Source organism: Ruegeria sp. CE12, assembly GCF_056537525.1.
This window is the reverse complement of record NZ_JBQFRS010000003.1, coordinates 104,373-131,122: the sequence shown is the minus strand read 5'-3', so window position 1 is coordinate 131,122 and position 26,750 is coordinate 104,373. Positions and strand designations below refer to the sequence as shown.

Here is a 26,750-nt window from a genome sequence, read left to right as displayed (position 1 = left end):
GACGCCGTTCCGGGTAACAAACACCTTCGCAAGGTGTACCACTATGCGATGCAAGTCAACCGTATAGTGAGTTTATAGTTGACCGCGATGCGGTGCGCATGCATCATCATTCGGGACAAGTGGGGAGGCCACCCAGACAATTGGAAATGCAGAAAACGCCGCATCACCGGCGAACAGAGGAGATATGCCCAATGGTTGAAATCCGCGGCATTGAGTTTCAGGCAAACACCGACAATGACATGGGGCTCGAGTTTTACAACCTGAGCCACAGATACGGGTTTCAGTGTCCGAATTGGCCCTATTTCAAAGATGTTCAGATTGACCGGAAACACTATATGGCCAAGTCCGGTGTGCTGTCGCAGACGATTACCACAACGATGCACGTGACAACACATATTGATGCTCCAGCGCATGTTGTTCAGGGAACGCCATTCATCGACGAGGTGCCGCTGCCGCATTTCTTCGGTTCGGGTTTGGTCGTCTCGGTTCCCAAGAAGAAGTGGGAGCAAATCACGGGAGATGATCTAGAGAAGGCCTGTGGTCATGCAATCCGCAAGGGTGACGTTCTGATCATCAACACCGGTTGGCATAAGCAATACGAAGACGGTGACTACTTTGCTTATTGCCCGGGTCTCGTTCCTTCCGCTGCCGAGTGGATGATCGAAAAAGGTGTGAAAGTCGTTGGCCACGATACTCAGGCGAACGATCACCCGCTGGCAACTGCCATTGGCCCGCAGCGTAACGGTCCGATTCTGCCGTACCTTGAGAAAGAGTACCTTGAATGGTCAGGCGGCACCCCCTGGGAGGTTGACTTCCCCGAGTGGGAGCCGGTGCACAACATGCTGTTCTCTAAAGGTATTCTCGGCATCGAAAACGTCGGCGGCGATCTGGATGCAGTGACCGGCAAGCGTTGCACCTTCGCGTTCTTCCCGTGGAATTGGGACCGTGGCGACGGTTGCATCATCCGCTTGGTCGCGATGATCGACAAGAACCAATCCTACCGCATTGAAGCTGGCGAAGACTTCTGAACACTCACGGACCGGTCGCTGGTTCGCCGGCGGCCGCCATTAATCCTGAGCGGAGATGGACATGCATCTGAAGCGTTTTCAAGACGCCCAACCCTACGAAGCCCCGAACCATTTTGGATGTTATGGGCTTCGCTTGCAGGGGTTTGAGGAAGGCGGGCCGACAAATCAGTGGATCGGCTTCAGCCAGTTCCTACCGGGCGGTGGCGCAGGGCCGGACTCTACCCCTTTTGAAAAAGTCTACGTCGTTCTGGAAGGTGAACTGACCGTCATCGTTGACGGCATAGAAGCCATTCTTGGGCCCATGGATAGCTGCACGATCGCGCCGGGCGAAATACGCAAAATTAAAAACCGCACCAACCACACCTGCAAAATGCTGGTGGTCATTCCGTATCCGCCAGAAAGCTGAGGACTAAAAGAATGTCTGATCCACTCAAGATGTTTGACGTTAAGGGAAACGTCGCGCTGATTACCGGAGCCTCGGGTGCCTTCGGGATGGTGGCCGCGCGTGTCCTCGCCGGGGCTGGTTGCAATCTGGTACTGGCTGCAGGCAACCAAGATGCGCTCGATGAGATTGCCAAAGAGTGCGAGGCACTTGGTGCAACGGTCGTTGCAATAAACACACGACCGACTGATGAAGCGTCATGTGCGGCCTTGGTCGACGAAGCCATCAACAACTTTGGTAAACTCGACATTCTCGTTGTCGCGTCCGGTATGAACAAAGTTGCGCCGATCAACGAAATGGCGCCGGAAACCTTTGACGCAGTGATGGATGCCAACGTTAACCAGAGCTGGTTGTTGGCGCGCGCGGCGGCCGCACACATGAAGCAAAGCGAATATGGCAAGATCATTTTCGTCAGTTCCGCTCGTAGTATCTTGGGCCACCCAGCCGGTTACACGGCGTATTGCGCGTCAAAGGCTGCCGTGAACGGGATAACCAAAGCCTTGGGATGTGAGCTGGGTCCAACAGGGATTACCGTTAATGCGATCGCGCCGACGGTATTCCGTTCGCCTTTGACGGCTTGGATGTTCGAAGAAACCGACGAAGCGAAGGCGGTGCGCGATGGCTTCCTGACCCGGGTTCCCAAAGGACGACTAGGTGAGCCAGAAGACCTAGCTGGTCCGCTCCTTTTTCTCGCGTCGCGGGCATCTGATTTTTACACCGGGCATATCCTTCATGCCGATGGCGGATACACGGCGGGTTAAAGGATGGTGCGCAAGAAGCAGCAGATAGCGGTAATTGGCGCGGGGCTTATGGGGCACGGCATTGCCCTGACTTTGGCAAGAGCGGGCCAGTATGTCGCCATCACAGAACCGGTGCTAGAAGCCCGAGATACGGTATCAGAGCGCATTCGCGCCAGCATGGCCGCGATGGGGGATGACGAAGTCACAATCACAAAGACCCTCAAGATGATTGAGATCTTTGCGACGACTGAAGGTGCCGTTCAAAATGCTGACGCTGTATTCGAAGCGGCACCGGAAAAGCTGGAGCTTAAGCAAGCGATTTTTGCTGAGATTGAAGCGCACGCACCAGAGACCTGCATTCTCGCGTCGAATACTTCGGTCATGCCAATCACTCAGATCATGTCTGGGCTGCGGCTGAAAAACCGGGCCCTCGGAACACACTGGTGGAACCCGCCACACATGATCCCGTTGGTTGAAGTCATCAAGACGGAATGGACAGACCCTGAGATTGCACAGACGATGTTCGATTTGTTGAAGGATGCCGGGAAAACTCCGGTGATGGTCGAGAAAGACGTGCCCGGCTTTATCGGCAATCGACTCCAACACGCGTTGTGGCGCGAAGCGGTCAGCCTGGTGGAAAACGGGATCTGTGACGCGGAAGCGGTTGATACTGTGATCAAGTCCAGCTTTGGGCGGCGATTGGCGGTTCTCGGTCCGTTGGAAAACGCGGATCTGGTTGGCACCGATCTGACGCTCGATATCCACGAAAACGTGCTGCACGATCTTGAGGCGCAAAAGGGCCCTTCATCTTACCTAAAGTCGCTTGTCGAAGCGGGTAAGCTGGGCATGAAATCCGGCGAAGGGTTCAGGAAATGGGCCGAGGGCGAGGCGGATCAGATTCGCCAGCGCGTCGCGACACATCTGAAAAATCTCGAGAAGACTTTGTAAGATCAATCAAACACTGGCGGGAGGCCGGTGAAGGGAGGACGCAATGACAAGGACTTTTAAGACGGCCACAAGGCGCAGTTTCCTAGCCGGAGCCACTGCAGCAATCGCGGCTCCGGCCATCCTCCGGGCAACGCGTGCTTATGCCGCAAACCCGACTTTAAGGATTGGTAACGTCAGCCCGCGTACCGGTCCATTGGCTGGTTTCGCTGAGGCTGATGAGTATGTGCTTCAAGCCATCCAGCAGGTCTTTTCGGCTGGGTTGGATAACAATGGCAAGACCTGGAATGTCGAGATCATCTCGAAAGACAGCCAGTCCAACCCGAACCGAGCAGCCGAGGTCGCGGCAGATCTGATCTTGGGTGATGAAGTTGATATCATCGTGGCAGCGTCAACTCCGGACACAGTGAACCCGGTCGCCGATCAGGCAGAGATAAACGAAGTTCCCTGCATCACGACCGACTGCCCGTGGCAGCCTTACTTCTTTGGCCGCAATGGTGTTCCGGGTGAGGGCTTTGAAACGACCTATCACTTCTTCTGGGGCCTAGAAGATGTGATCGCGGCGTTCCTTGATATGTGGGACAAAACTGGCGTGACCAAGACAGTGGGTGGTCTTTTCCCCAACGATGCCGACGGTAATGCTTGGGGCGATGCGGAACTGGGCCTGCCTAAACCGCTCGCCGCAGCTGGCTACACGTTGACCGATCCCGGTCGCTATCAGCCTCTGTCCGACGACTTCTCAAACCAGATCGCTGCGTTCAAGGCTGCTGGTTGCGAAATCGTCACTGGCAACATGATCCCACCCGATTTTGCTACGTTCTGGAGCCAGGCTGCCCAGCAAGGGTTCAACCCGAAGGTCGTTACCATTGGTAAAGCATTGCTGTTCCCATCGGTCATTGAATCGCTGGGCGACCGTGGTGACGGGTTGTCGACCGAGGTCTGGTGGTCACCGCATCATCCTTTCTCGTCCTCACTCACCGGCATTTCTTCGAAAGACCTTGCCGAAGGTTATACGGCAGAGTCGGGCCGTCCTTGGACACAACCGCTCGGCTTCAAACACGCACTGTTCGAGGTCGTCGCGGATGTCATCAAACGGGCGGATGATCTGGAAGACCCGTCTTCGATCATTTCCGCAATCACGTCCACGAACCTAAACACAATCGTCGGACCGGTGAACTGGGGTGATGGGCCGATGAACAATGTCACCAAAACGCCGCTGGTCGGCGGTCAGTGGCAGAAGTCCGGCGATGGGTATGAGTTGCAAATCGTTGCAAACAGCACCGCGCCCGAAGTTCCGGTCACGGCGGATATGAAGCTGCTGGGCTGACTAGACGTTCGGCGCCGATCTTGGCGCCGAACCCTCTATCCGAGAGAAGCATGACGACAATCTTGAGACTCCAAGACCTGAGTAAGGCATTTGGCGCAGTCACTGTAGCCGATGCTATGAGCTATGAGGTCCAGCAAGGCGAAGCACTCGGGGTAATCGGCCCCAACGGCGCCGGCAAAACCTCGATGTTCAATCTGATCACTGGGACGCTCAAATCGAATTCCGGGATGATAGAATTCAATGGGCAGAACGTTACAAAGTGGAGCGCCGCAAGGCGTAGCCATGCAGGCATCGCGCGTTCTTTTCAGGTCCCGCAGCCGTTTTCGGGAATGACCGTTTTCGAAAACGCAATGATCGCCGCCACGCAATCGGCCGGCTTGCATGGGCATCAGGCTGAGCGCTTTTGTCTGGAGATTCTGGACCAAACGGAGCTGTTGCCCAAGGCAAACGTTCTAGCGGGCAGCCTGACTTTGTTGGAACGCAAACGCCTGGAACTGACACGTGCGCTCTGCGCCAAGCCCAAACTGCTGCTGTTGGATGAGATTGCTGGTGGTTTGACCGAAGCTGAGTGCAAATCACTGGTTCAAACCATCAAGGACATTCACGCGTCTGGTGTCACCATCATCTGGATCGAACATGTTGTGCACGCCTTGCTGGCTGTCGTGGATCGTCTGATCGTCATCGACTTCGGAAAGAAGATCGCCGAGGGCGAGCCGCAGGCAATCATGGAAAGCGCGGAAGTCAAAGAAATCTATCTGGGGATCGAAGCCGATGCCTGATCCCATTCTTCAAACACGCGGCTTAAATTCTTACTACGGTGATTTCCAAGCGCTCTACGATGTCGAATTGGAGGTTGGCGAAGGCGAAGTTCTTGCCATCATCGGTGCGAACGGTGCAGGCAAGACGACCCTGATGCGGTCTATCACCGGGTTGCTGACGAACGGAGAGGCTCAGATTCACTACCGAGGTCAGGATATCAGCCGGCTTCGCGCAGACGAGGTTGCAGAACTTGGCCTCGCCATGGTTCCGGAAGGTCGTCAATTGTTCCCGTCTTTGTCGGTCAAAGAAAACCTGATGATCGGGGCCCAAGTTGGTCGCGCAGGTCCTTGGGATCTGAAAGCTGTCTATGATCTATTTCCGATCCTTGAAGAGCGAAAAGATCAGGCCTCTACATCGCTGTCGGGCGGTCAACAGCAGATGGTCGCCATCGGGCGCGCATTGATGGCCAATCCCGATCTGATCCTCTTCGATGAAATCAGCCTCGGGCTCGCGCCGATCATCATTAAAGACATCTACGAGGCTCTGCCCGGCATCATCGGTGAGGGCATGAGTGCGATCATCGTCGAGCAGGACATAACCAAGGCACTGTCGGTCTCGAGCCGGGTCTACTGCCTGCAGGAGGGGCGCGTTTCGCTGGAAAGCGCGTCTGACACCGTTTCGCGTGAAGACATTTCACGCGCGTATTTCGGGATCGAATAATATGGAATGGCTGAATGCTATCGTGCAGGGAACTTTGCTGGGTGGGCTATACGCGCTGTTTGCCGCAGGTCTGTCGTTAATCTTTGGGGTCATGCGGCTCGTCAATATTGCCCATGGCGATCTGATTGTGTTGGCCGCATATCTCGGACTGACCGTGACGACCGCGACCGGGATGCACCCAATGGCCGCGTTGGTGATTGTCGTTCCCGCTATGGCGCTGATTGGGTATGCCCTTCAACGCGGCCTACTGAACCAAACTCTGGGCGACGATATTCTTCCGCCGCTGCTTGTGACCTTCGGGCTGAGTGTAATTATCCAGAACGGATTGCTGGAGGTCTACACGGCCGACCCCCAAACACTGAATGCCGGTGCGCTGGAAACAGCCAGCGTTGCAGTAGGCGGTGTGACCCTTGGGATCTTACCGCTGCTGACCTTCGGGATCGCCATCGCTGTGATCTGGGGGCTGCAATGGACCTTTTATCACACCGCACTTGGTCGAGCATTTCGGGCTGTTTCCGACAATCAAGACATCGCCCAGCTGATGGGCCTCAATCGTCGGCACATCTTTGGTCTGGCCATGGCGCTGGCCCTCGGAGTGACAGCAATCGCCGGTATCCTGCTTGGCATTCGGACAAGCTTTGATCCTTCAATCGGTGGAGGTCGCCTGATCTTTGGCTTTGAGGCCGTTATCATCGGTGGGCTTGGCAACCTTTGGGGTACATTAATTGGCGGCGTTATACTTGGCGTCGCGCAAACCATCGGAGCCAAGATTGATCCGGGCTGGCAAGTGCTTGCCGGACATATCGCTTTCCTTGTCATTCTTGCCGTTCGTCCGAACGGCCTCTTCCCGAGGGTTTCCGGATGAACCTGCAGGACTACTCTGTTTCTCGATCGTCTAAAGCAGCACGAGTTGCCGCGATCCTTGCCGCAATCGGTTTGCTTGTTCTGATTGCTGCGCCTTGGTGGGCAGGCCGCGCCGACATGCGCCTGATGGGAGAGCTGTTTCTTTACCTGTCCCTCGCAACTCTTTGGAACCTCATGGCGGGTTATGCCGGCCTCGTCTCTGTTGGTCAGCAGGCCTATGTGGGCTTTGGCGGCTACATGCTCTTTGCACTTACGATGCTGGGTGGGCTGAACCCATTGGTTGCTATCGCAGCTGCAGGCGTGCTGGGGGCTTTGATCTCGATCCCGGTGGCTGTTCTGATCTTCAGGCTTCGGGGCGCATATTTTGCCATTGGCACCTGGGTCATCGCAGAGGTCTTTCGGCTGAGCTTCGCGCAAATCTCCGCGCTGGGCGGAGGCTCAGGATCTTCGCTGCCCGTTGCCATCGTCAAATCTCTGGCGTCCGGGCGCGCGATGCGAGAGGCGCTCAGTTATTGGCTGGCGCTCGGAGCCGCTGTGCTGGTGGTGACTGCCGCGTATCTCTTCCTGCGCTCACGCCAAGGGTTGGCGCTGACGGCAATTCGTGACAATGAACTGGCCGCCGGTAGCCTCGGCATCGATATCTGGCGCACGAAGTTCATTGTATACGTCGTCACGTCGGCGTTCACGGCAATGATCGGCGCTCTCATCTTCCTACAAAAGTTGCGCATATCGCCGGATGCGGCGTTCAGCGTCAATGACTGGACCGCCTTCGTCATCTTCATCGTCGTAATCGGCGGCATCGGTACCATCGAAGGACCGATCATCGGCACACTCGTTTTTTTTGCGCTGCGCGAAACGCTGGCCGACCTCGGAACAACTTACCTGATCGTACTCGGCGTCGTTGCGATTGTCGTCATGCTCAAGGCACCGAAAGGCATCTGGGGCGTGATCCGTAGCCGTTATGACCTGCAACTATTCCCGCTGGGCTATCGCGTACAGCACATCGGACAATCCAAGGAAAACTGAACTCATGGCCCGTCAGAAAAAAACCATCATCACATGCGCCATAACAGGGGCTATTCACACGCCCACCATGTCGGATGCACTTCCGTACAGCTATGATGACATCGCGCGGCAGGCGATCGACGCAGCAGAGGCCGGGGCGTCAATCCTGCACCTGCATGCCCGCAATCCCGAGAACGGATCGCCATCCGTTGATCCGAATGACTTTGCGCCTTTCCTACCCCGCATAAAACAGGCTACAGACTCCGTTGTGAACCTATCGACCGGAGGATCGCTGACTCTGTCTATTCAGGACCGGATAAACCCGGCCAAGACTTTCAGCCCCGAAATGTGCTCGATGAATATGGGTTCGATGAACTTCTCGTTTCACCCATTGGCCAACCGGTATGGCGACGACGATTGGAAGTTTGATTGGGAGAAAGACTATGTCGCAAACTCCGATCAGAACATCTTTCGCAATACGTTCCGGGACATTCGCGAGGCGGCGGAAACACTCGCGCCGCATGACATCAAGTTCGAGCATGAATGCTATGATGTCGGGCATTTGTACAACCTGAAATTCTGCATGGATATCGGGTTGTTCAAGGCACCCATTTTCATTCAGTTCATCTTTGGCATCCTCGGCGGCATCGGACCCGAAGTCGACAATCTGATCTTCATGAAACGTACTGCCGACAGGCTGTTCGGTGACGACTATCGGTGGTCGGTCTTGGGCGCAGGTGGAGCACAGATGTCCCTTGCCACGACGGCAAGCCAGATGGGTGGCAACATTCGCGTAGGTCTTGAAGACAGCCTGTTCATCTCTCGTGGAAAACTGGCCGAAAGCAACGCTCAGCAAGTCGCCAAAATTCGACGTATTGTAGAAGATTTGGGCAGTAAGGTCGCAACTCCCGACGAAGCGAGAGAAATTCTGGATTTGAAAGGAGGAGACCGCGTCGCATTCTGAGGATAGGGTAACAGGCATCAACTCATATCGAGCGACTTGTTTGTTTGAAAATTTCGAAACACCGAGGAGACTGAGCCATGCGAGTGAAGATTTTGACCTTCAGCGCGCTTCTGACAGGATTTACGGCAGTTCAGGCTCCTGCGCAGAACGCAGCTCAGGACATCACCGATCTTTTGCTCAGCAACCGGTCTGCCGACTGTGCGGACTATGCGGGCGTGTATTCCGCTTCAGTGGAAGACGTCACCCGCCAGCAACGTTTTAACTCCGAAATCGAAATCTCTGCAGATAGCCAGTATTGCACCCTCAAGACCAACGGCATTCCTAACCATGATTTTAACGGTCCGACAGCCAACTTCGCCAACGATGTGCGGGAACTGCCCGGCACTTTTCGAATTCCTAGAAACCCGAAGAATACCGGAAGCCAAACAGCACTGTCACAACGTAGCTATGACGCCATTCTGCTGAATGGTGTGCCGGTCGATTTGCTCTCGGCCGGGTGTTATCGCCCAAGCGGGCCGCGCGCGGATAAAAACGGCAATGTCTTGGCGGGGTGTCGAGACACGGATCCATGGCTGCTCGATCCTCCGTCCTACGATCAGTATTTTGGTGTGGATCTTCACAATGCCCACGCCCAGCCCGACGGAAGGTATCACTACCATTCCAATCCAAATGCTCTGTTTTTGGACCACGACCTTGATAAGCCATCGCCGGTGATAGGTTTTGCAGCTGACGGCTTTCCGATCTACGGAACGATTTTCAAAGACAACGAAGGCAAAATTAGACCTGCGATCTCTGGCTATGAGCTCAAAACCACGCCACGACCCGTTCCGCCTGCAGGGCCGGGGGGTACTCCAGATGGGACATATATAGACGACTACGAATTCACCGGTACTGGCGATCTGGATGAGTGCAATGGCATGACTGTGGATGGTGAGTATGGATACTACGTCACCACGACCTACCCGTGGATATTGAACTGTTTGGTCGGGCAACTTGACCGCTCATTTGACAAAAGGCGGTGAATTGCCTCGGCTCCCAATCGCCTTAAGAATATTGGGTCTAAGATCCCAAGCTCGCAATAACTGCGATTTTGCCATCTGATTAATCAGTGTGGTGCTGGACAGTCCTTCAACAACGTTCGGCACTGCAAAAAAAACCGTTTATAACATTATGCGCAGCTCCAACCTGTTTCGCCCTAGGAAGAAAGGCTCTTTTCTCCAACCCAACGTCGTAGGCAAAGTTGCCAGATGTTAAAATGACACGATCAGTCATTCCAACTGTCCCAGCTTCAAACACTTCCGCGGCAGTTTTCCAAACAAGCTTGAGAGAGTCTCAGCCCACTTCGCTTCCGCCATCGATATCTACGGCCGAAACGTCATCGCGATATAGCAACGCTGCTCATTGAACACGCGATTCTGTGCCGCTTGAAATGTATCGGAGGCAGCAACAAATGCCACGTCTTGTGCCGTGTGGACGAGGCAATGCTATTCGACAATAGTGGTGTGGTCCGCAGGCGCAGCCGAGGACACGGTTTCGTCATAGCGACGATTTAATGGGCTATCGGAAGCTCAAGCGTAACGCTCGCTCCTCTTTCGACGCGGTTGATTGAGACTGTTCCGCCGTGGCGCTGTGCCACTGCTGAGACGATAGACAATCCCAATCCGCTGCCTTCGGAATATTCCAACTGTGAAAACCGGCTGAAAGCTGCTTCGCTTTGCTCAGGCGAAAGGCCAGCACCGTCATCGGCCACAGTTAAATTCAGGTATTCGCCGTCACTGCCCAGCACAACTGAAATATGGCTCAACTTAGTACCACCGTGTTTGACTGCGTTGTCCAACAGGTTCTTGAGAGCCTCAACTAGAAACACCCTATCACCGGATACCATGACCGCCGTTTCAGGCATCGTGACATCAAACTCGATACCTTTTGCAAGAATGTGAACTCCCATCTCCGTGCAGGCCTCTTCCACAACCGAGCGGAAATCAATTTCAGCCATTTGATCTTGGTGCGTCGGCTGCCTGAGCCTTTCAAGCGACAACAATTGCTCGGCCACTGTTGCTGAGTTTTTTGCAGCCGCCACAAGCTCTGAGATACGTTTTTCTCGATCATCATCTGTTTTCGCATCCTGCAGCGCTTCGGCCATCGACTGCACGGCGGCCGCCGGATTCCGCAGCTGATGTGCTGCTTCGGATATAAACACTTGATGGGCGTTGATACTGTTCTCTACCTGACCAAAGAGTCGGTTCAGTGTTTTGACAACACCTTGAACTTCGGCCGGGACAGGGCGCTTGATCTCGCTCAGGTCATCCGGTGAGCGCAGGTCGATCGCGTCCTGCAAGTCCAGCAAGGGCCTCAGGCCGCGGGCGACACCGAACCATACCACAAAGGCCAGGGTCGCAAGCAGAATACCCATCAGAATTCCCGCACGGATTGACAGTTCATTGGCAAATGCGTTGCGATCCGCCATTCGTTGCCAAACTGTGACCGTCGCATCTCCGATAAGATGCTCTAAAGTCACTCGTTCTGTCATTTTGAGAACGCGTACCGGTTCCTCACGGTAGAGCGCCTCGAAAAAAAACGGCTCGTACGCGTCTTGGATAGACGGGGTCGAGGACGCAGGAGGATACGCATAGCCTGTCACGTAGATGCCACCGGGACCCGTTACATGATAGAAAATCTCTCCGCCGGACGCGTCACGGATCAAGCTGCGTGTGGTGGGCGACAGAGCGTCACCGCCTGAGATCGCGACATCTCGCGAAATCGCGAGACCAGCAGATAGCAAACTGTCGTCAAACAACTCCTGGGCTGTTTTCTGCGCGATCATAAAGCGCCAAAGCCCAAGCAGAATCGCAAGTAGCACCAAGGGTGTCAGGATAAGAATGAAAAGCCGTAGCCTGAGGGAGCCGTGCTTGATCACTTCTGCACCTCAAGCAGATATCCCAGACCACGGGCTGTTTTTATTCTAATTCCCAGATTTTGGAGACGCTTTCTCAGCCGCGATACATGAGGCTCGACGGCTGAGGCCTCGACATCGGCCCCTACGCCATAGACATAGTCTGTAAGTTGGCCTTTGGGAACAATTCTGCCCCGTCGTTCCAACAGGCATTCAAGCACCGCAATTTCCCGCCGAGGAATATCCATTACCTCGCCCTGTACACTAACCTGACGTGCAGCGCGGTCGAATTCCAGGCCGCCGATGCTCTCTTTTGCTCCGTAGTCGAGCTCTTTGCGTCGAGAAAGCGCTCGGATGCGTGCTTCCAACTCGTCCATTTCGAATGGCTTAACCAGGTAATCATCGGCACCCATGTCCAACCCCGAAACCCGGTCGCTTGTTTCGGCGCGCGCGGTAAGCAGGATCACTGGTACCCCGTCACCACGGTTGCGAAGAGATTTCAGGATCTCCAGCCCTGACTGTCCCGGCAGATTGATATCCAGCACAACTAAGTCGGCGCCCTCTTGCGCAAGATACAAATCAGCCTCATCACCATCAGCAAGCACTTCTGCTGCATGCCCACGGTCACGCAGACGATAAGCAATAGCGTTGGCGAGGGTCTCGTTGTCTTCGACGATGACGATCCGCATCGGGTCTCCTGCAAGTTTCGCGCAAGGTTGGCGCTCCATGATTGCCAGATGGGAGGGGGAATCAACCCCACAGTTCTATTTGCGATCACGGTGGCGCAGAGGGCGCCGACGTGGTTGTCTGGTCAATAGGGAGGAACCAATGGCCATTTCCAACTTCACCCGTCGCGCCGTCGTGGGGCTGATCGCCGCCGCCGGTATCGCCGCACCTGCCACGGCCGAGGTCGATTTCTCGGGCAAGACCATTGAATGGGTCATCCCGTTCTCGGAAACCGGCGGGTCTGCCAAATGGGCCAACTTCTTTGCACCGCTTCTGTCCGAAGCTCTGCCGGGTCAACCGACCGTGGTCGTGAAATTTATGCCAGGCGCTGGTTCGACCAAGGGCGCGAACTGGTTCCAGGAGCAAAGCCATGACGATGGCACGCTGCTGTTTGGCACTTCAGGCTCGACCCAGTTCCCCTATCTACTAAGTGATCCGCGGGTGCGCTATGAATACAATGACTGGATTCCAGTCATGGCATCCGGAACCGGTGGTGTTGCCTACCTGAACGCAGAAGATGGCGCGAAGTTTGATGGCTCGGCGAATGCGCTGAAAGACACCAACTTCATTTATGGTTCGCAGGGCGCGACACGCCTCGATCTTGTGCCGCTGTTGGCATGGCAAATGCTCGGCATGAATGTTGAGCCTGTTTTTGGCATCAAAGGCCGTGGCGATGGTCGTCTGATGTTCGAACGTGGCGAAGCTAATATCGATTATCAGACCTCGTCCGGCTACTTGGGTGGTTCGGCCCCGTTGGTTGAATCCGGTCAGGCTGTGCCGATGATGACCTGGGGTGCTCTGGATGCAGACGGCAACATCGTCCGTGACCCGACCTTCCCGGATATCCCGACATTCAAAGAAGTTTGCGAAGCCACCGATGGCTGTGAAACCAGCGGTGAGGCGTGGGATGCGTGGAAAGCGTTCTTTGTGGCCGGTTTCCCGGTTCAGAAGCTGGCCTTCCTGCCGGGTGACACGCCTCAGGAAGTGGTCGACGCATACACAGCAGCGTTCCAGGCTGTGACCGAGCGCGGCGACTTTGCCGACATCTCCTCGAAGCGCGTGGGCAAGTACCCGGTGTTTGTTGGTGACGGCTCCAAGTCGGCGCTGCAAACTGCGACAAACGTCGACGACAACGCCAAGGCCTATGTCCTGAACTGGCTCAAAGAAGCCTATGGTGTCGAGCTGAACTAAGCCCAAACACCACTGCGCGTGCCCCAATGTCGGGCGCGCGCTTTTCCAAACACAAGACAATTTATGAAAGGCGGCCGCTATGGAGGTTTTCGCCACGGCTCTTCCTGCGCTCAGCGACGCGTGGGGTTTGATCCTGCAACCTATTGTTCTGGGGTATCTTGTTCTCGGCGTCGTTATGGGGCTGGCAGTAGGAGTTTTCCCGGGGCTTGGCGGTATTGCTGGTCTGTCCTTGCTGCTGCCTTTCATGTTCGGCATGGACCCTATCCTTGGGTTGGCGCTGATGATCGGGATGGTTGCCGTTGTTCCGACCTCTGACACCTTTGCATCGGTTCTTATGGGCATCCCCGGCAGTTCCGCCTCACAGGCGACGGTGTTGGACGGTTTCCCGATGGCAAAAAAGGGCGAAGCCGCGCGGGCATTGTCAGCGGCCTTTGCTTCATCGCTTTTTGGCGGTTTGGTCGGCGCAACATTTCTGACCATGTTTATCCTGGTCGCGCGGCCCATCGTTCTGGCATTCGGTCTGCCCGAGATGCTGATGATCACCATTCTTGGCTTGTCGATGGTCGCAATTCTCGCCGGACGTATCCCGTTGAAGGGTGTCGCCGCTGCAGGGCTGGGCCTGATGGTTGGCACGATTGGCGAGGCGGATGCAGGCGGCTCACTTCGTATGGCCACTTATGACATTCCTTACCTGTCCGACGGTCTGAAATTGGTCATCGTTGGCTTGGGTATCTTTGCGGTGCCGGAAATCGTCTCGCTGCTGCGTCAAGACCGATCCATTGCCAAGGGCGCTTCGCTAGGGGCTGGTTGGCTGGATGGCGTTAAAGACTGGGCTGCGAACATCTGGTTGTCGGTCCGCTGTTCGATCATTGGCGTGGTTGTCGGTGTCATTCCTGGCCTTGGTGGCTCGGTCGTCGACTGGATCGCTTATGGCCATTCGGTTCAATCGACCAAAGACAAAAGCAACTTCGGCAAAGGCGAAGTGCGTGGCGTCATCGGGCCGGAAAGCTCGAACAACGCCAAGGAGGGCGGGGGGCTTGTCCCAACGCTGCTGTTTGGTATCCCCGGCTCGGGTTCGATGGCGATCTTTATCGGCGCCGTTGCACTGCTGGGATCCGGCGATATCGAGGTCGGTCCTAGCATGCTCAAAGACAATCTCGACATTACCTATTCAATTGTCTGGTTGCTGGCTCTCGCCAACGTGGTGGGCACCATCCTATGTATCGCCGCCTCGGGCGGGATCGCCAAACTGACGACAATCCGCTTCACCTATCTGGCGCCGTTTCTGTTCATGCTGATCAGCTTTGCGGCATTCCAGTCCGGTCAAAACTTCGAAGACCTGCTGGCCCTGTTCGTCATTGGTCTGATCGGCATTTTCCTGCGCCGTTTCGACTGGTCGCGCCCGGCCTTTCTGATCGGGTTCGTTTTGTCGAACCCGGTTGAAAAGTTCACCAACCAGGCGTTTCAGATCGCGTCTTTCCGCTTCCGTAAAAGCTTTGGCGAAGGCATGGAGTATGTCTTCAGCCCGATCGTTATCATACTGATCGCGGTCACCGTGGTTTCGGTCATTCTAGGCATTCGTCAAGCGAAGATGATCATGGCCGAAGGTGAGGTCAAATCCGGCAGCAAGCGCGCGCCGCTGATCTTTCTGCTGGTGATCATGGCCTATCTGATCGTGGCTTTGGTCAATGCCAACATGATCCCTGACTACAACATAACCGACAAGATCATCCCGCTGGTGATCGGCAGCGTGTCGCTGTTCTGCTGCGTCATTCTGTTGATCCAGATGATGCGGCGACCCGAGGGGGATGCAATCTTTGCCGACAAGGAAATTGCCGGCGAGGATGCGAGCGCGCCACATGGACTTTGGTCAACGCTCGCGTGGTTTGCAGGTCTGATCGCGGCCACCTGGGTTGTGGGGTTCATCCTCGCCCTGATCGGGTTCCTGATCGCATTCTTCCGCATCCGCGCCGGGTCCAGCTGGCAGATGACGCTGCTCCTGACAGCCTGCGGCATCGGTTTCATGTGCTTCATGGCTGGTGCTCTGAACCGGGATTTCCCGCCGGGATTGTTGCAGGACATGGTCAGCTTGCCATGGCCGCTGAAATAGGTGGTCCACCAATGCCCGGCTTGAATTCACAAAAAATCTGACACGGTTTGTAAAGGAGGGTTCGAGATGACCCAGACAGCAATCCCGTATATTTTCATGCGCGGCGGCACTTCTCGTGGGCCATACTTTCGTCGCTCTGATCTGCCTGAGGATTTAGAGACGTTGGCGGACGTGTTGGTCGCCGCCCTTGGGGCCGGGCAAGCGATTAACATCGACGGAATCGGAGGCGGTACAGCGGTGACGACCAAGGTCGCGATGCTGTCAGTCAGCGAGGATGACTGGGCTGATATCGACTATTTCTTCGCGCAGGTTTCGGTTGAGGAGAAACTGGTCGATTTCAAACCCACCTGCGGAAACATTCTGTCCGGAGTCGCCCCTGCTGCCATCGAAATGGGGTTGTTTAACCCCCAGGGTGATGAGACCGAAATTCGAATTCGCGCTGTCAACACGGGTGCCCGGGTCATCGCCAAAGTGCAGACCCCGGGTGGTGAACTGGTCTATGAGGGCGATGCGGAAATTGCCGGAGTTCCTGGCCAATCTGCGCCTGTGCAACTGAGCTTCATGGGTGTTGTAGGCTCGGCAACAAGTGCATTTCTACCCACTGGAAACCTGCGCGATACAGTTCAGGGGATCGAGTTGACCTGTATGGATGTTGCCATGCCAATGGTCATAGCGCAGGCCACAGAATTCGGACTGACAGGGTATGAAAGCGCTGATGAACTGGATGCAAACCGCGACTTTTTCGATCGTATGGAGGCGGTGCGGATCGAAGCCGGGAAGTTGATGGGTATGGGGGATGTATCAAAATCAGTGACCCCGAAATTCGGCCTCTTTGCACCAGCCAAGGAAGGTGGAACCGTTGCAGTTCGGTACTTCATGCCGTGGAAAACCCATCCAACAATGGCGGTCACCGGTGCGCAGTGCATGGCGTCCTGCGCTTTGACACCCGGAACCGTAGCTGACGGGTTGTTGGATCGCCCCGATGCAAGTCCGGCGGAAGTTATACTGGAACATGCCTCGGGCAAGATCGACGTGCTGGTGGATTTCTCACATGACGGGGATTTCAATGTAAATTCTGCCGGTTTGGTGCGTACCGCGCGTAAGCTGGCGGATGGGCATGTCTACGTACCAGAGTCTGTGTGGAACGGGAGTTGATATGGTAAATCTCAACAAGTATACTATGGTATACATTATGGAGGTGCCACGATGGACGACTATTCTGAATGCCTTGATATTGCGCGTCAGGAACTCAGGCTGGCACAGTCGGTGCTACGGCGGGACATCGCGGAATACCCAACACCGATTGCCGGGTGCGATGAGCAGTTTAACCATTTGCTGGATCAAAGCGAACGGGTCCGCAATGCGCTTGCAGCACTTGACGCATTACACTTTGTGCCGACCCCAAGAAAACTAAACATAGGGCAGGGTATAGAAAGCCGATGAAGATTCACATTCTGGATGATTGGTTTGATACATTGCAGGGCCTTCCCTGTTTTGAGAAACTGTCTGGCCATGACGTGAAGGTCTGGACAGATCATGTCGAAGAAACAGACGAATTGGCCGCGCGGTTGCAGGAGGCCGAGGCGCTGGTGCTGTTTCGCGAACGCACCAAAATCACCCGCGACTTGATTGAGAAACTTCCTAATCTGAAACTAATCAGTCAACGCAGCGTCTACCCCCATGTCGATGTTCAGGCATGTTCGGATAACGGAGTGCTACTTTGTTCGAACATGCATGGCGGGACGCCCTCATATGCTGCTGCCGAACTGACATGGGCGCTAATCATGGCCGGGATGCGTGATTTGCCCGCACAGATGGCCTCGGTCAAAGCGGGGCATTGGCAGGCCGGCGTTGGCAAGACTCTGAGGGGGCGGAAACTGGGTCTCTATGGATATGGCCGTATCGCCCGCGCCGTTGCGGGCTATGCCGAAGCATTCGGAATGAATGTAGTCTGGTGGTCCTCGGATGAAGGCCGCGCGCGCGCGGAGGCAGATGGAGTTGACGTCGCTGAAAGCCGTGAAGCATTCTTTGCCCAAAGCGATGTTGTCTCGGTTCATGTCCGTCTGAAGCCAGACACTCGCGGTATTATCACCGCGTCGGATTTCGCGCAGATGCAATCAGGGGCGCTGTTTGTGAATACATCCCGTGCGGGCCTAATCGCAAAGGGTGCATTGCTTGAGGCTTTGAATGCCGGGCACCCCGGTAAAGCCGCCATTGATGTCTTTGATACAGAGCCGCTTTCTGATCCGAATGACCCGTTGCTATCGCATCCAAACCTGATTGCGACACCACATATTGGATTTGTGACCGAGGACGAGTTCGACCTGCAATTCGCAGACATTTTCGATCAGGTGAACGCCTATGCCGATGGCACTCCGTTTCACATGATCAACCGCGAGGTTTGGACCAACGCAAGATGAGGTTGGCCGCAATAGGTGCACCGATGATCACCAGCACGATCCTTGTCAGGTGGTGCGTGATAACAAAACCCAAATCCGCACCCGAGACGATGGCCAGAACTGTCATCTCTGCCTGTCCGCCGGGGGCGAAGGCGAGGAAAGCCTCAACCGGCCGACCGAAGCCCAATGTGGTGACAACGGCGGTGAAGGCAGCAGCCAGTATCGCGAGGACAATGACATAGGCGAAACCCGCTGCCACAACCCTGCGCAGTTCGACCCAGGTGACGCCTACGAATTTCACACCGATCCCGCAGCCGATAAAGAACTGTGCTGCAAGGATGGCCTCGCGAGGTGGTCGGGTGTGAATGAAATCTCCCAGCGACAAGGCTGCTGTCAGGATCATTGGACCCAGAATTGACGCCCCAAACAGACCGATCCGCTCGCCGCCCTTCCAACCGATAAGGGCGGCCAGAACCATCAGTACCAACTCATTTATCGGCAAGTCGCGCGCAGGCTCTCCGATCGGATTGGTGAGCTGGGCGTCGTAAAACACCGTTAGAAAAAGCGGTGCCAGCGTCACGATGATCAGAACGCGTGTGCCGTGTATCAGGGACAACGTCCGCGGATTGGCGCCTGCCTCGGTTCCGAAGATGATCATGTCCTGCAATCCACCGGGCATGGCCGCGTAAAACGCAGTTGTTGTGTCAAAGCCCCAGACTTTGCGAAAGAAGGGCACTCCGACCAGCGCGATCAGCAGGATGAAGAATGGGATCAGGGCGATGGACGCAGCCATCTTTGGCAGTTCTGCAAAAAGGGCCGGTGTAATCGAAGCCCCAACCGCAACGCCCAGAATGGTGCGTGCGGCAACCGAGATCTGACCAAAACCTTCCATGGGGGCATGAGCCAGCGCTGCTATCAAACACGCACACATTGGGCCAAATAGAAACGGCAGTGGCAGATCTAATGCCCAGAATGCTCCCGTACCCAGAAGCGCAAGACCCAGTGTTACGGCCTGCTTTTTCAAGAGAGAAGGTGTTCTGTTCTGGGTTGTCAAAGTGCGGCTTCCGACAATATTGACTCGCTATGTATCCAAATGTATACAAGTGGACGCAAGAAGACAAGTGAGCGCTCGATGACCATTCAGGACGACACCTTACAGCCTGGCCCGCAAGGCAATTCCGCGTATCAGCGCCTGCTGGACGAGATTCATGACGGTACACTTCTGCCCGGCGAACGCCTGCGTGAAATCGAACTGTCGGAACGGCTGGGCGTCAGCCGAACTCCGGTGCGGGAAGCGATCCGGCAGTTGGAGGCAGACGGCTTGGTCACCCACGTTCCGCGACAGGGCGCGACCGTCCGCAGCCTGGATTACGCCGAAGTAATGGAACTCTATGAGATGCGCGCTGTACTCGAAGGCACTGCGGCACGTTTAGCAGCTCGCGCGGCGTCGGATGTCGAATTGGACGAGTTGGACGTTTTGAATGATCGCTTGGCCGAGGCCGGCACCGGTCCAAATGCAGCTCGGATCAATCGGATTTTTCATGCCACGCTATTGGATGCGGCCAAGAACCGGTTCCTTGCGAAATCCATGCTGTCACTTCAAAAGGCGCTGCTGATCCTTGGGCCGTCGCAATTGCTGGACGGGGATCGGGCCGAAGCGGCAGTAGCTGAACATCGGCGTATCATGGCTGCGCTCAAGGCGCGGGATGGTGCCGCGGCTGAGACAGAGATGCGCGCGCATATTCAGGCCGCACAACGGATGCGCATCCGGGCGTTGCAGGAACGCGATCGGACAATCGACGAAAATCAGTAGGTAGACAGGATATGGCCACCCAAAAGGAAGCTTACGATATCGCTGTGATTGGTGGCGGAAACGCCGCCCTTTGTGCCGCAATGACAGCCGCCGAAGCAGGCGCACGCGTTCTTATCCTCGAAACGGCTCCGAAACCCTATCGCGGGGGGAACTCGCGTCACACACGCAACTTTCGCTGCATGCACGGTGCCCCTCTGGGTCCTTTGGTCGAAGAGTACGGAGAGGACGAGTACTTTTCGGATCTAATGAAGGTCACTGGTGGCAAAACCGACGAACATCTTGCCCGACTGGCAATCCGTACTTCTGAGGAGTGTTTGCCGTGGATGGAAGAGCATGGGGTCCGGTTCCAACCATCGCTCTCCGGAACATTGTCACTGGCGCGCACCAATGCCTTTTTCATGGGCGGCGGGAAATCTCTGGTTAACGCCTATTATCGAACTGCTGCGGGTTTGGGTGTCGATGTATTGTACGAAGCCGCCGTCACGCATTTGGAGTTGAATGACGATCGTATCGAATGGGTCGACTATAGCTATGAAGGCCAATCTCATCGCATCACGCCCAAGGCGATCATCGTTGCCTCGGGCGGGTTTCAGGCAGACACAGATTGGCTTACCCGTGCTTGGGGTGAGCCCGCAAAGAACTTTCTGATCCGGGGTACTCCCTACAACCGAGGAGTTGTGCTGGCCGATCTGCTGGATCAGGGCGTTGAGAGCGTCGGCGATCCAACCCAATGTCACGCCGTTGCCATCGACGGGCGCGCGCCAAAGTTCGACGGTGGCATCGTTACCCGACTGGACTGCGTTCCCTTTTCAATTGTCGTGAACAAGAATGCCGAGCGGTTTTATGACGAGGGCGAAGACGTTTGGCCCAAGCGCTATGCGATTTGGGGGCGTCTGGTGGCGGCCCAACCCGATCAAGTTGGCTACGTGGTCATCGACGCTAAATCGCTGAACCTGTTCATGCCGTCCGTCTTTCCCCCGTTGAAAGCTGACACGTTAGAAGAACTGGCTGCGATGATGGATCTGCCTGCAAATAAGCTGACTGCGACGGTTGCAAAGTTCAATGCAGCCTGCGGTGATACGAGTCACTTTCATCCTACCGAATTGGACGGTGTTTCTACTTCTGGCCTGACACCGCCCAAGACCAACTGGGCCCGCCCTATCACCGAGCCGCCATTCTATGGTTACTCGCTCCGCACAGGTGTGACCTTCACTTACCTTGGGCTCAAGGTCGACGATGCGGCGCAGTGCTCGACGCCCAAATGTAAGATCAAAAATCTTTGGGCCGCAGGTGAAACAATGGCCGGATCAATCCTGGGGCAGGGGTATCTGGCCGGTTTCGGCATGACCATCGGAACCGTTTTCGGACGTATCGCAGGACGTGAGGCCGCCGCTTATGCAAACTGAACTTATTCAAGAGGCCCGCCGACAGGCCGAGATTTGCAACGCGTGTCGGTATTGCGAAGGATATTGTTCAGTCTTCCCGTCGCTGCACGCGGAACGGGCGTTTTCAGATGCAGCCATCACGCAACTCGCCAACCTCTGTCACAATTGTCGGGGTTGCTACTACGCCTGCCAATATACCGCCCCGCACGAGTTCGACCTGAACCTGCCCAAGGCGTTGGCCGAGGTTCGGCGCGACAGCTGGGAAAGATTCGCATGGCCACAACCTCTGGCGCGCCGGTTCCACACCCATGGCGGGGCGATTGCACTGGCACTCGTGATCGGATTTGCCCTTTTGTTCTGGGCAATTCGTGCCATTGGGTCGAACGGAGGCGAAGGTTTCTACGCCGTCTTGTCGCATAACGCGATGGTAGCAATCTTTGCGCCGGCATTTCTGTTACCAGTTTTCAGCATCACCATCAGTCTCAAGCGCTATTGGGCCGAAGTTGGCGGCAAATCCATTAAGATTGCCGATCTGGTGGCCGCCTTTTCACGTGCCGGCAAGATGCAGGATCTGGCAGCCGGGCATGGTGAGGGTTGCAATTTTGAAGACGACGATCGTTTTAGTCAGGCACGGCGCCATATTCACCACGCGATCATGTATGGCTTCCTGCTGTGCTTTGCGTCGACCTCGGTTGCAACGGTTATGCATTATGGTTTCGGAATGCATGCGCCATATGGGTTCTGGTCTTTGCCCAAACTGTTAGGAATTTCCGGAGGTGTGTTGTTGACAGTGGGCTGCGGCGCCATGGCGCTTCTCAAGCAAAAGTCCGATCGCAATCTCGGTGATCCCTCTGCATGGGGTGGTGATATTGGTTTCATACTGCTGCTTGGATTTGTCGGATTTAGCGGACTTGCTCTCTACGCCCTCGGATCAACGGATCTAATGCCCGCGCTGCTTGCCATCCACCTTGGGTCGGTCCTGACATTTTTCCTGCTGACACCCTACACCAAGATGGCACACGGGTTCTATCGACTTGCTGCTCTTATCCGTGACGCGCAGCGAAAAAGAGATTGTGGGTAACCGCCTGTTTCATGGCATAAGACATCATCCACGGTTAGCAAGTGAAACTCCGGCAATCACCAGCGTGCCACCTATCAGCATGGAAGCCCCGACCGGTTCGTGCAGGATTGTTGCCCCAAGGGCCACCCCGAAGACGGGAACAAGATTGGTGAATACTGCCGTACGCTCAGGCCCAAGCGTGCGCACCCCGCTATAGTACCAAACAAATGGCACGACTGTTCCACCAATGGCCAGGTAGATGATGGCCAAAGTGCAGGTGAATGTGGGCAATTGCAGCACTTGCGCGGTCCCGGCCAGCGGCAACCCCAATGCCAGTAACATAGACCCAAATAATGCAGCCCAAGCGGTTGCCGCCAGTGGCGAGAGGCTTCCAAGCGCTTTGCGTCCAAGAAGCGTATAGCCCACCCAGCTGCCTACCGCAGCCAGCATGAACAGTTCTCCCCGTCCAAAACTCTGCTGGACGTCAGTCATCAGTCCGGCAACGTCCCCTCCGCTAATTACGATCACAGCCCCGGCTAGCGCCACACAAATCCCGGCAACTTGCCCAATCGGTAGAAGCCGCCGCGCAAGCAGCCCTCCGGCTAGAGACACGGCTATCGGATTGCATGCAACAAACAGTGCTGTTCGCGAAGCCGGCATCTCAGTCAGAGCGGCAAAGAAGAACAGGTTGTAAAGGCAGACGCCGGATAGCCCGAGAAGCCCCATCAACACGCTCTGCCGCCAGGTGAGGCGAGGCAAACCACCTTCCGCTTTCCACACGAGAAAAAGCAAGACCAGCGTTGCCAAGCCGAACCGAGCCGTTGCAGCGACCAGCGGGGACAGTTCACCCGAGACGATGCGACCAGCAACAAATGTGCCACCCCACAGGAAGGCCACCATCGTGAGCCGGACGTAAATCAAAGCGTTCTGCGAGGCTATGGGATATGACAAAGCATGGGACATGGAGACACCTAAAACACCGGATTGCCCATGTCGAATTTCAGTTATACTATGTCATAGTCAAATGAGTATTTACTTATGACTTTTGGTCAACTTGAAATTTTCGCGACTCTTGCAGAAACGCGCGGATTTACAGCTGCCGCCTTGCGGCTTGGCATCAGCCAGCCCGCAGTGTCCCATGCGCTTAAAGGTCTCGAGGATGAGCTTGGCGTCAGGCTATTTGATCGCACCGTATCGCCAATCGAACTGACACCGTTGGGCGAACGACTTCTATCTCGTGCGCGCGAAATTCTGGGGTTGGCTGATGCCATGCATCAGGAGGCTTCGGAATATCGTGGTGTGCAGACCGGCAGATTGCGTATCGGGTCTTTTGGTGCGACGTCATCGTTGCAGATTTTGCCGCGCCTTCTCGAAGCATTTCATGCAATCCATCCCGGCATTGAAGTACTGGTTGAGGAAGCCGCTGATGAGGAGATCATTCGGTGGATCGAAGACCGGCGCATTGATCTCGGCTTTGTTGTTTTACCAGATGAACGCTTCCGGACATGGCCTGTGGCGCAGGACCAGTTTGTCGCCTTGGTTGCCGCTGACAGCACTTTGGCCGGGCAGTCTTCTATCCGGTTAGAGCAGCTGTGCGAGATGCCATTTATCATGCCGGAATCTGGTTCTGCCCGGATCATTCGTCGTCTGTTCACGCAGTCACGTCTCAGCCCAAATGTGCGGTACCGGACATCGCAGATGCTCAGCACTTTGACCATGGTTGCACGCAATCAGGGCGTGTCGGTAGTGGCCGAGATGGCCTTGCCACCAACGAACGGTAAAGAGGGCTGGGTCAGCAAACCGCTGAATTCAGTCAGGACACGAAAAATTGGTCTCGCGATGCATCCTCACGCAACACCATCGCCTGCAGCGGTCGCTTTTATTGAGGTCGTGGAAAAAAGTAGAGACGACCTTTGACGACGTGTGCAAGGGAAAGAGGCGGCGTCTCGATTTGAACTTCTAACTTCAAATCGGGCATTGGAAAAACACCGCGTGGACGGCAGGTTTTTAAACTCACCCACCATTCGTCACCTCGCGCCGAACGTCCCGAACATGCGGATTGCGACCTGCGGCAGTGAAAAGCGCAGAGAGTCCAGTTCACCTTGAAAGAGTTGCATTTCCGCCCCAGACATCACTGTCCTTATCAAGCGTCAGTTGGCGCATAACTTCCATCTTTGCGGTGTACTTCACGCCCGCTGAGAGGCGGGTTGAAGACGCAGACAAGCCGAAGATCAGCGCCTATGGCTTGCACCAGGTGCCTGTCATGTTGATCCAAAGCATAGAGAGTAAATGGCTCAAGGGGTTGCCAGACTTCTCCGCCAAACGCTTTGATCTGACCCTTGCCCTCGATACAATAGCAAGCCTCTAGATGATGGGTGTATTCAAGTTCAAGCACCGCACCCTCTTTGATGATCGTATCCGTCAGCGAAAATCCCATTCCATCTGAGGCAAGCAGCAACCTTCTGCTTTTCCAACCCGGGCCGGAAACGTCCCGATCTGTTCCAAGGATATCTTTGAGTGCCTTAACAATCATCTTTCACCGTCTCATTTCTACCTAACCGCACGGTTCATCCCGCCGTCGGACAAGATGCTCTGACCATTGATATACCGGGCTCCATCGCTGGCGAGAAACACGCAAGCCTGTCCTATTTCCTCGAATGTCGCAGGCCGCTGCGCCGGTATGGACCTGCGGGCTTCTTCAGAAAGGTTGACGTTCTCGCAGAACCCGGGGAGCAGGTTGTTCATGCGGATGTTGTGCCGGGCATAACGATCCCCGTAAAGCTTTGAGAAACTGTGCAATGCGCCGCGCAGCATGCTCATGGGGTAGGGCGCGCGTGGCTCGAGGGCGTTCATGGACGAGATGTTTACGAATGCACCCCCACCTTGTTCGATCAGAATGGGTGTGACGATCCGTGCGATCTTCACAACGTTCAGCACATACATGTCCAGGCTTTCGTGCCACAACTCGTCGCTGAGTTCCAAAAGCGGCCCGTCAAAATCGGGATCGAACCCGACTGTCTTGATGGCTTCTGGCACCGATCCGCCGTGCCCCATGTTGCTGACGATAGCGTCGATCCGCCCATATTTGCTCATCGTGTTGTCGATCATCGCCTGAAGATCATCAACATCCAGCACAGATCCGCGCCGGCCGATGCCGCCGAGTTCCTCCGCCAGTTCGACCGAGCGATTTGACGGTGACATCAGTGAAACCTTGTAGCCAGCCTTTGCCATTTCAATAGCGCATCCCCGGCCAATGCCCTGTCCTGTACCTGACATGAGTGCGACTTTGGTTTCAGCCATGATCTTTCCTTTCAATGAGTGCCAATTGTGTGAGGTTTGTTGAGCCGAAAGTACTCTAACCTTCTAAAATCAAAGGAACCTATCGAGTTTTTGGCAGTTCGCTGTTAGATTTTCTCACATGGCGGAAAACCTCAGACACCTTCGTGCCCTTCAGGCCTTTGATGAAACCGCAACCCGCTCCAGCCTGACCAAGGCGGCGGATGTTCTAAACGTCACTCACGGGGCGATCAGTCGTCAGATCAAGCTGCTGGAACTGCACCTTGGCGTGACGCTCTTTCATCGCCGCCCCAATGGTGTTGAACTGACCAAAGCCGGAGAGCGCCTGTATCAATCAACACGCGGGGCGTTTTCGGCTTTGCAACTGGGTGTAATGGAGGTGAAGCGGTTACATCACCGTCAGTCGATTACGGTGTCATTGTCGACGTCGCTTGCGCTCAAATGGCTTGTTCCGCTGCTTAGTTCGTTTCAGCAAGAGCACCCGGGTATCGCATTGTTGCTGGACACCAATGATGCCTATGCAGATTTTGACACATCTGAGGTCGATGTGGCCCTGCGGTTTGGTGAACCTCGATGGGACGGCCTGTATCATGAGCAAATAAGGCAAGAGGAACTGATCGTTGTGGCCGCGCCCGCTCTTGTTGAGAAAACGCGGATACCAATGCGGGCCGAGGAAGTGGCTGCTCTCCCACTATTGCACGATGCCTTCAACGTCGGATGGGAAAGCTGGGCTGCGCAAGTCGGACTGAACGTTGATCAGATCAACTCGCAAAGTATCAAGTATGTGGATAGCGCTGTTCTTTTGGAGGCCGCGATTGATGCACAGGGCGTAGCGTTGGCGAGACATCTCTTGGCAGAGAGGGATTTGAGGCTCGGCCGGCTAGTCCGGCTCGATGAAAGCAGCGTTCCACTGGATCGTGGCCTCTACTTCGTTTGCCGCCCTGGCGATCAGGAACGAGCCACGGTGAGAATCTTCAAGAAGTGGCTCATGTCGATTTGAGATCGGGGTTTTGATCGAAGCACCGCGAGAGCGATCGCTAGATTACCTATAGCAGTAGTGAGCTTTGTCCCGGTAAGCCGTC

General features: G+C 55.5%; 27 protein-coding genes. 21 read left to right on the top strand and 6 right to left on the bottom strand.

Annotated features, from left to right (window positions below; translation table 11 throughout):
• The first annotated feature begins 191 nt into the window (after positions 1-191).
• The 11 genes from ACR0IO_RS09305 (at position 192) to ACR0IO_RS09255 (ending at position 9,816) form a co-directional block, all read left to right on the top strand.
• Positions 192-1,028 (top strand): cyclase family protein, encoded by an 837-nt coding sequence (locus ACR0IO_RS09305; protein ID WP_480741084.1) that lies wholly within the window; start codon positions 192-194, stop codon positions 1,026-1,028.
• Positions 1,029-1,089: 61 nt separating this feature from the next.
• Positions 1,090-1,434: a cupin domain-containing protein gene (locus ACR0IO_RS09300; RefSeq protein WP_480741080.1), complete on the top strand. Its 345-nt coding sequence runs from the start codon at positions 1,090-1,092 to the stop codon at positions 1,432-1,434.
• A gap of 11 nt (positions 1,435-1,445) precedes the next feature.
• Positions 1,446-2,231 (top strand): SDR family NAD(P)-dependent oxidoreductase, encoded by a 786-nt coding sequence (locus tag ACR0IO_RS09295; protein WP_480741078.1) that lies wholly within the window; start codon positions 1,446-1,448, stop codon positions 2,229-2,231.
• A 3-nt stretch (positions 2,232-2,234) separates the two neighbouring features.
• A complete protein-coding gene (locus tag ACR0IO_RS09290; protein WP_480741076.1) occupies positions 2,235-3,158 on the top strand; it encodes a 3-hydroxyacyl-CoA dehydrogenase family protein in 924 nt (307 codons plus the stop codon).
• Between the two features lie 43 nt (positions 3,159-3,201).
• Positions 3,202-4,482, top strand: coding sequence for an ABC transporter substrate-binding protein (locus tag ACR0IO_RS09285; protein WP_480741074.1), 1,281 nt, complete (start codon positions 3,202-3,204; stop codon positions 4,480-4,482).
• Positions 4,483-4,598: 116 nt separating this feature from the next.
• Entirely contained in the window at positions 4,599-5,261 is a 663-nt protein-coding gene (locus ACR0IO_RS09280) for an ABC transporter ATP-binding protein (RefSeq protein WP_480741073.1), read from the top strand.
• Positions 5,254-5,961: an ABC transporter ATP-binding protein gene (locus tag ACR0IO_RS09275; protein ID WP_480741071.1), complete on the top strand. Its 708-nt coding sequence runs from the start codon at positions 5,254-5,256 to the stop codon at positions 5,959-5,961. The genes ACR0IO_RS09280 and ACR0IO_RS09275 overlap by 8 nt, the downstream gene beginning before the upstream one ends.
• Position 5,962: 1 nt before the next feature.
• Complete coding sequence (locus ACR0IO_RS09270) at positions 5,963-6,826, top strand: branched-chain amino acid ABC transporter permease (RefSeq protein ID WP_170332018.1); 864 nt, start codon at positions 5,963-5,965, stop codon at positions 6,824-6,826.
• Entirely contained in the window at positions 6,823-7,851 is a 1,029-nt protein-coding gene (locus ACR0IO_RS09265; protein ID WP_480741069.1) for a branched-chain amino acid ABC transporter permease, read from the top strand. The genes ACR0IO_RS09270 and ACR0IO_RS09265 overlap by 4 nt, the downstream gene beginning before the upstream one ends.
• A 4-nt stretch (positions 7,852-7,855) precedes the next feature.
• Positions 7,856-8,794, top strand: coding sequence for a 3,5-dioxohexanoate:acetyl-CoA acetone transferase (gene kce / locus ACR0IO_RS09260; RefSeq protein ID WP_480741067.1), 939 nt, complete (start codon positions 7,856-7,858; stop codon positions 8,792-8,794).
• Between the two features lie 77 nt (positions 8,795-8,871).
• On the top strand, positions 8,872-9,816 hold the full coding sequence (locus tag ACR0IO_RS09255; protein ID WP_480741065.1) for a YHYH protein: 945 nt from the start codon (positions 8,872-8,874) through the stop codon (positions 9,814-9,816).
• Between the two features lie 527 nt (positions 9,817-10,343).
• On the opposite strand, the gene ACR0IO_RS09250 is transcribed toward ACR0IO_RS09255, so the two are convergent.
• Positions 10,344-11,654: a sensor histidine kinase gene (locus tag ACR0IO_RS09250; protein WP_480741645.1), complete on the bottom strand. Its 1,311-nt coding sequence runs from the start codon at positions 11,652-11,654 to the stop codon at positions 10,344-10,346.
• 53 nt (positions 11,655-11,707) lie between these two features.
• A complete protein-coding gene (locus ACR0IO_RS09245; RefSeq protein WP_480741063.1) occupies positions 11,708-12,376 on the bottom strand; it encodes a response regulator transcription factor in 669 nt (222 codons plus the stop codon).
• A 139-nt stretch (positions 12,377-12,515) separates the two neighbouring features.
• Here ACR0IO_RS09245 and ACR0IO_RS09240 point away from each other — a divergent pair, with 139 nt between their 5' ends.
• From ACR0IO_RS09240 to ACR0IO_RS09220, 5 genes are all read left to right on the top strand, one after another.
• Positions 12,516-13,604 (top strand): tricarboxylate transporter, encoded by a 1,089-nt coding sequence (locus tag ACR0IO_RS09240; RefSeq protein ID WP_480741061.1) that lies wholly within the window; start codon positions 12,516-12,518, stop codon positions 13,602-13,604.
• Positions 13,605-13,683: 79 nt separating this feature from the next.
• A complete protein-coding gene (locus ACR0IO_RS09235) occupies positions 13,684-15,714 on the top strand; it encodes a tripartite tricarboxylate transporter permease (protein WP_480741060.1) in 2,031 nt (676 codons plus the stop codon).
• A gap of 66 nt (positions 15,715-15,780) precedes the next feature.
• On the top strand, positions 15,781-16,869 hold the full coding sequence (locus ACR0IO_RS09230; RefSeq protein WP_480741059.1) for a 4-oxalomesaconate tautomerase: 1,089 nt from the start codon (positions 15,781-15,783) through the stop codon (positions 16,867-16,869).
• A 51-nt stretch (positions 16,870-16,920) separates the two neighbouring features.
• A complete protein-coding gene (locus ACR0IO_RS09225) occupies positions 16,921-17,157 on the top strand; it encodes a hypothetical protein (RefSeq protein ID WP_155150295.1) in 237 nt (78 codons plus the stop codon).
• Positions 17,154-18,134, top strand: a complete 981-nt coding sequence (locus tag ACR0IO_RS09220; protein ID WP_480741056.1) for a D-2-hydroxyacid dehydrogenase family protein — start codon at positions 17,154-17,156, stop codon at positions 18,132-18,134. Before ACR0IO_RS09225 ends, ACR0IO_RS09220 begins: the two co-directional genes overlap by 4 nt.
• Here the strand turns inward: ACR0IO_RS09220 and ACR0IO_RS09215 are convergent.
• Complete coding sequence (locus ACR0IO_RS09215) at positions 18,103-19,137, bottom strand: AbrB family transcriptional regulator (protein WP_480741055.1); 1,035 nt, start codon at positions 19,135-19,137, stop codon at positions 18,103-18,105. The genes ACR0IO_RS09220 and ACR0IO_RS09215 overlap by 32 nt on opposite strands.
• Positions 19,138-19,245: 108 nt before the next feature.
• Here ACR0IO_RS09215 and ACR0IO_RS09210 point away from each other — a divergent pair, with 108 nt between their 5' ends.
• From ACR0IO_RS09210 to tcuB, 3 genes are read left to right on the top strand one after another with little or no spacing between them, the layout of a single operon-like run.
• Positions 19,246-19,926 carry a GntR family transcriptional regulator gene (locus ACR0IO_RS09210; protein WP_480741052.1) on the top strand — a complete coding sequence of 227 codons (681 nt, stop codon included), beginning with the start codon at positions 19,246-19,248 and terminating at the stop codon, positions 19,924-19,926.
• An 11-nt stretch (positions 19,927-19,937) separates the two neighbouring features.
• Positions 19,938-21,332, top strand: a complete 1,395-nt coding sequence (gene tcuA / locus ACR0IO_RS09205) for an FAD-dependent tricarballylate dehydrogenase TcuA (RefSeq protein WP_480741050.1) — start codon at positions 19,938-19,940, stop codon at positions 21,330-21,332.
• The gene (tcuB, locus tag ACR0IO_RS09200; protein WP_480741049.1) at positions 21,322-22,392 is read left to right on the top strand and encodes a tricarballylate utilization 4Fe-4S protein TcuB; all 1,071 of its coding nucleotides are present in this window, start codon (positions 21,322-21,324) and stop codon (positions 22,390-22,392) included. The genes tcuA and tcuB overlap by 11 nt, the downstream gene beginning before the upstream one ends.
• Before the next feature lie 24 nt (positions 22,393-22,416).
• On the opposite strand, the gene ACR0IO_RS09195 is transcribed toward tcuB, so the two are convergent.
• Entirely contained in the window at positions 22,417-23,334 is a 918-nt protein-coding gene (locus ACR0IO_RS09195) for a DMT family transporter (protein ID WP_480741047.1), read from the bottom strand.
• Positions 23,335-23,409: 75 nt separating this feature from the next.
• On the opposite strand from ACR0IO_RS09195, the gene ACR0IO_RS09190 reads away from it, so the two are divergent.
• Entirely contained in the window at positions 23,410-24,288 is an 879-nt protein-coding gene (locus ACR0IO_RS09190) for a LysR family transcriptional regulator (protein ID WP_480741045.1), read from the top strand.
• A gap of 226 nt (positions 24,289-24,514) precedes the next feature.
• Here ACR0IO_RS09190 and ACR0IO_RS09185 read toward each other — a convergent pair whose 3' ends face one another.
• Together ACR0IO_RS09185 and ACR0IO_RS09180 are read right to left on the bottom strand one after the other, a co-directional pair.
• Positions 24,515-24,904 carry an ectoine synthase gene (locus ACR0IO_RS09185; protein WP_480741043.1) on the bottom strand — a complete coding sequence of 130 codons (390 nt, stop codon included), beginning with the start codon at positions 24,902-24,904 and terminating at the stop codon, positions 24,515-24,517.
• 17 nt (positions 24,905-24,921) lie between these two features.
• Positions 24,922-25,671, bottom strand: coding sequence for an SDR family oxidoreductase (locus ACR0IO_RS09180; protein WP_480741040.1), 750 nt, complete (start codon positions 25,669-25,671; stop codon positions 24,922-24,924).
• Between the two features lie 118 nt (positions 25,672-25,789).
• On the opposite strand from ACR0IO_RS09180, the gene ACR0IO_RS09175 reads away from it, so the two are divergent.
• Positions 25,790-26,668, top strand: a complete 879-nt coding sequence (locus ACR0IO_RS09175; protein ID WP_480741038.1) for a LysR substrate-binding domain-containing protein — start codon at positions 25,790-25,792, stop codon at positions 26,666-26,668.
• Positions 26,669-26,750 lie beyond the last annotated feature (82 nt).